Annotated in this window: 5 protein-coding genes; 1 reads left to right on the top strand and 4 read right to left on the bottom strand. The window is 72.3% G+C overall.

The genetic code is table 11. The annotated features are described in order from the left end of the window. Positions 1–7: 7 nt before the first annotated feature. The gene (locus ACWF94_RS36190; RefSeq protein WP_453498718.1) at positions 8–139 is read right to left on the bottom strand and encodes a hypothetical protein; all 132 of its coding nucleotides are present in this window, start codon (positions 137–139) and stop codon (positions 8–10) included. Positions 140–214: 75 nt separating this feature from the next. Here ACWF94_RS36190 and ACWF94_RS36195 point away from each other — a divergent pair, with 75 nt between their 5' ends. Beyond that, positions 215–625 carry a DUF6027 family protein gene (locus ACWF94_RS36195; protein WP_453498721.1) on the top strand — a complete coding sequence of 137 codons (411 nt, stop codon included), beginning with the start codon at positions 215–217 and terminating at the stop codon, positions 623–625. A gap of 19 nt (positions 626–644) precedes the next feature. On the opposite strand, the gene ACWF94_RS36200 is transcribed toward ACWF94_RS36195, so the two are convergent. From ACWF94_RS36200 to ACWF94_RS36210, 3 genes are all read right to left on the bottom strand, one after another. After that, positions 645–1592: a dimethylarginine dimethylaminohydrolase family protein gene (locus ACWF94_RS36200; protein ID WP_453498724.1), complete on the bottom strand. Its 948-nt coding sequence runs from the start codon at positions 1590–1592 to the stop codon at positions 645–647. Beyond that, entirely contained in the window at positions 1573–2826 is a 1254-nt protein-coding gene (locus ACWF94_RS36205) for a sulfotransferase (RefSeq protein ID WP_453498727.1), read from the bottom strand. Before ACWF94_RS36205 ends, ACWF94_RS36200 begins: the two co-directional genes overlap by 20 nt. Beyond that, positions 2819–3710 (bottom strand): class I SAM-dependent methyltransferase (locus ACWF94_RS36210; RefSeq protein ID WP_453498730.1); only part of this gene is annotated, 892 nt, incomplete at its 5' end. The genes ACWF94_RS36205 and ACWF94_RS36210, both read right to left, overlap by 8 nt.

Here is a 3710-nt window from a genome sequence, read left to right on the forward strand (position 1 = left end):
GGTTGGGTCAGATGCGGTAGCCGAGGCTGCGCAGCTGCTGACGGATCGCCTCGTCGTCGGCCGTCGCGGTGCCGCTGATCGCGGCGCCCGAGTCGGTCGGAACGAGCGCGACTTGCTCCTCACGAAGGTTCTCGTTCACTGGTTCTCCTTTCCTCACTTCGGTGTTCATTCCTGCCCGGTCGGACAAGCTCGGTGCCGCCCTTAGGGTGGCGGTATGGATGGCGACATGGAAGACCTGGCCTACGACGCGACCGGTACGCCGGCGGTTCGGCTGCGCCAATGGGAACGGTGCTGGCCGGCGGACGACCCGCATGCCAACTTCAAGGCCGAGGTGGTCGACTACGGGCTCCTCGATCCGCTGGAGACCGTGCGCGGCATGTCCCGGAACCTGGACATCCCGGTCGGCGCGATCGTCCGGTATGTGCTGGCGAAGTGGGCCACCGGCGGCAGCGGCGGCCTGCTCGAACTCGGGCCGGTGATGGTGCCGCGCCTGTGGGAGCCGATCGCGGCCGCGGAGGAGGCCGATTCCGACGAGCAGCGGCTCGCGGCGTACCACCAGCTCCGGCAGATGATCTCTTGGCTGAAGGTGCCGCTGGACGACCCCACGGTGTACCCGGCTCAGTAATCGGCCGAGTGACCGGCTCTCAGTGCTCACGGCGCACCACCCCGGTCACGCAGCCGATCCCGCCGGCCGCCCGCAGGTACTCGCCGATGTCGATCTCGTCGACGGCCACACCCGCCCGCTCCAGCGTCCGCCGGATACCCGGACAGCCGGCGGGCATCAGCACCCGCCCCGGCGCGAGCACCAGCAGATTCATCCCGCGCCGCACCAGCAGTTCCTCGTCCGGCGGCAGCGCGATCACCCGGTAGCCGTACTCGGCGAGCAGCGCCGCCAGCTCCGGTGGGCTCGCCGCCCGGTGGACGACGGCGGTGGACGAGTCGAGGAACACCACCGTCCCCAGCAGGTGCTGTACGCCCGGCGCCAGCGGCACCGTCACCACCCGCGCCCCCAGTTCCGCGACCGCCGATGCGACCTCGGCCGCGCCGGCCGCGTTCGTGCGGAACCCGGTACCGACGATCACCGTCGACGGGTCGATCCACAGCGCGTCGGCGCCCTCGAACACGGCGGTGCCGGACACCGTGCGCAGGATCGGGAACCCGGCCTCGGCCAGCGCGAGCGCGGCATGCCGTTCCTCGCCGGCCCGCTGCGCCGACGCCATCCGCGCCAGCACCGCCCCGGCCGGGGTCATCCAGAACAGGTCGCGCGCGAACACCACGTTCGGCGTCGCCGCGGGGGACGTCAGGTGCACCTCGACCCCGTTGTCCCGCAGGCGGTCCGCCAGCGCGTCGCACTGCGCCCGCATCGCCGGGAGATCCACCGGCCCGAGCATGAGCGAGGCCCCCGGCCGTCGCACCGCGGCGATGCTGTCCGGCGGGCGGACCAGCAGCACCGACCGCAGCGCGGCCGTCTCCGACCGGTACCCGCACGGCGCCCACACACCCCCGGCCGCGACCTCGTCCATATGCGATGCCACCCGGGGGACCCACCCCGGGCCGCCGTGGGTGCTCAGCTCAGATCCAGTGGTCGTCACGGGCATAGCCAAGCCTCTCCGCCATCGCGAGCACGTCGGCGCTCAGCGCGGACCGGATTTCCTTCTCCCGCGCCCGCCACCGGCCGGGGCGTGGTGCGGCGGTGGCCACAGTGGCGGCGATGCCGTCGGTCGCGGCCCGCTTCAGCGGCCCGTCGAACGGGATCCCCAGCCAGTCCGTGATCCGCTCGACGGCGTCCGCGCGGGCGTGCGCACCGCTGATCAGGTCCTCGAATCGCACCGTGTGATCCGCCCCGTGCGCGAGCACCGCACGGTGACTCGACCACCACTGGTGGGCGCAGACCCGGGGCAGGGCTGCGGTGGTGTACGCGGGCCAGCAGGGTGGCAGGTCGAACTTCCACCAGTGCCGGTCGCCCGGCCGCATGTCGGCGTATCCGGCGATGCGCAGCGGCTCGTCCAGCCGGTACGCGTGGAACCCGTGGTGCAGCCACCCGTCGACCAGGCCGTTGATCGACGCGGCCGGGTTCCTGGTCAGGTGCAGCACCCGCAGGCGCGCGTTGGGGAACACCGCCCGCAGGAAGCCGAGCCGGTAGGCGTTGCCCGGCGTCTTGATCACCAGTGGTTTCGTGGCGAGATCGTGTTCGTCCGCGGACCGCCACGGGCGGGGGAGGACGAAGGGCGGCTCTTCGAGCAGCACGTCACCGGGCGGCCCGGCCGGTCGTGGTCCCGGTGACTGCCCGGGAAGGTCGTAGTACCACGGGTTCACGCCGGCCATATCGATCAGCGCCCGCGCGAACCGGGGGAGATCGCGGTCCAGTACCGCCTCGGCGGTCCGCACCAGGTCGACGGGATCGAGGCCAAGACCCGGCCACTGCATGACCAGCCGCCACGCCGCGTCCACCGCCAGGTTCTCCACGCCGGTGCCGGGAGAGCCCGCGTCCAGTGCCAGTTCCGCCTCGAACAGCGCCCGGGACCGTGGCGGAAGCCCGTGCCAGTGCGCCGCGTCCAGTACATCGGATCCGGTGCCGCTGTGCGGGTGGTCGAGGCCGACCAGACGCAGCAGCGGATTCAGCTCACCGCGCAGGTGCAGCAGGTGCGGCGAGGACCGCAGCAGCTCGGCGAGCATGCTCGACCCGCCCCGCGAACTCGACGCGACGACGACGAGATCGCGCACCTTCGCGCGGAAGTTCGGCACCGGCGTGCCCCGCAGCGGCCGCAGCACCTCAAGACCGCGTACGACCTCGGCGACCGGGCGATCCACGGTGCGGCTAGGCATGGCCGGGTTTCCGCACCGAGTACACGCACCACCGCCACCGGTCGCGCACCGAGCCGTCAGGCAGCACCTCGAACGGGTGTACGGCGCGCACCTCGCGCGGCGCGTCGTAGTAGAGGCGGTAGATCTCCTGCCGGTTCGCCGGTGTCGTCTCGTGGGTGTCGATCCACCGGTCGATCGACTCCCACAGGAAGTACTCCTCCATCCGCACGTCGGTGAACCCGCCGCCGGTGAGCAACGCCCGGAAGTCCTCCTCGCGGAACATCTGGTACAGCAGTGGCTGCTTCTTCTTGAACACGCGGAACATCCAGAACGCGTCCACGTCCGCGTACGGCACGATCTGCCCGACGATGAACTGCCCGCCCGGCCGCAGCACACGGAAGATCTCCGACACCGGCCGCTCCGGCTGGGGCAGCAGATGCAGCACCTCCCGGGTGACCACGAGGTCGAAACTGGCGTCGGGGAACGGCAGGTCGTAGACGGTGCCCTGCTGCACGACGTCCAGCCGGGTGGCGGCGAGCGCGGTCATCTCCGGGGTGAGGTCAAGACCGACCATCTCGCCGACCCGGCCGCGGAACGCGCCGCCGACGACACCGCTGCCGCAGCACACGTCCAGCATCCGCGCGTCCGGCGGCACCGCGCACAGCTCCGCGTGCTTGCCGAGCAGGTCCTCGTCGGTGAGCCAGGCGCACGAGTCGTGCCAGTCCTTCGAGCGGATCCCGAACTGTCGCTGGTAGACCTCGTAGTCGACCTCGACGGCCCGGGTCCGGGAGCGGGCCGTCCGCCCGGCCAGCCGCGCGGCGGGGCGGGGCCGGGGCGCGGCGCTGGCCCCGTACGCGGTGGGGCGGGCCCCCGCCGGGTCGGCCGCCCCCGCCCCCCCCGCCAGC

The sequence above is a fragment of the Streptomyces sp. NPDC055078 genome (assembly GCF_053607985.1).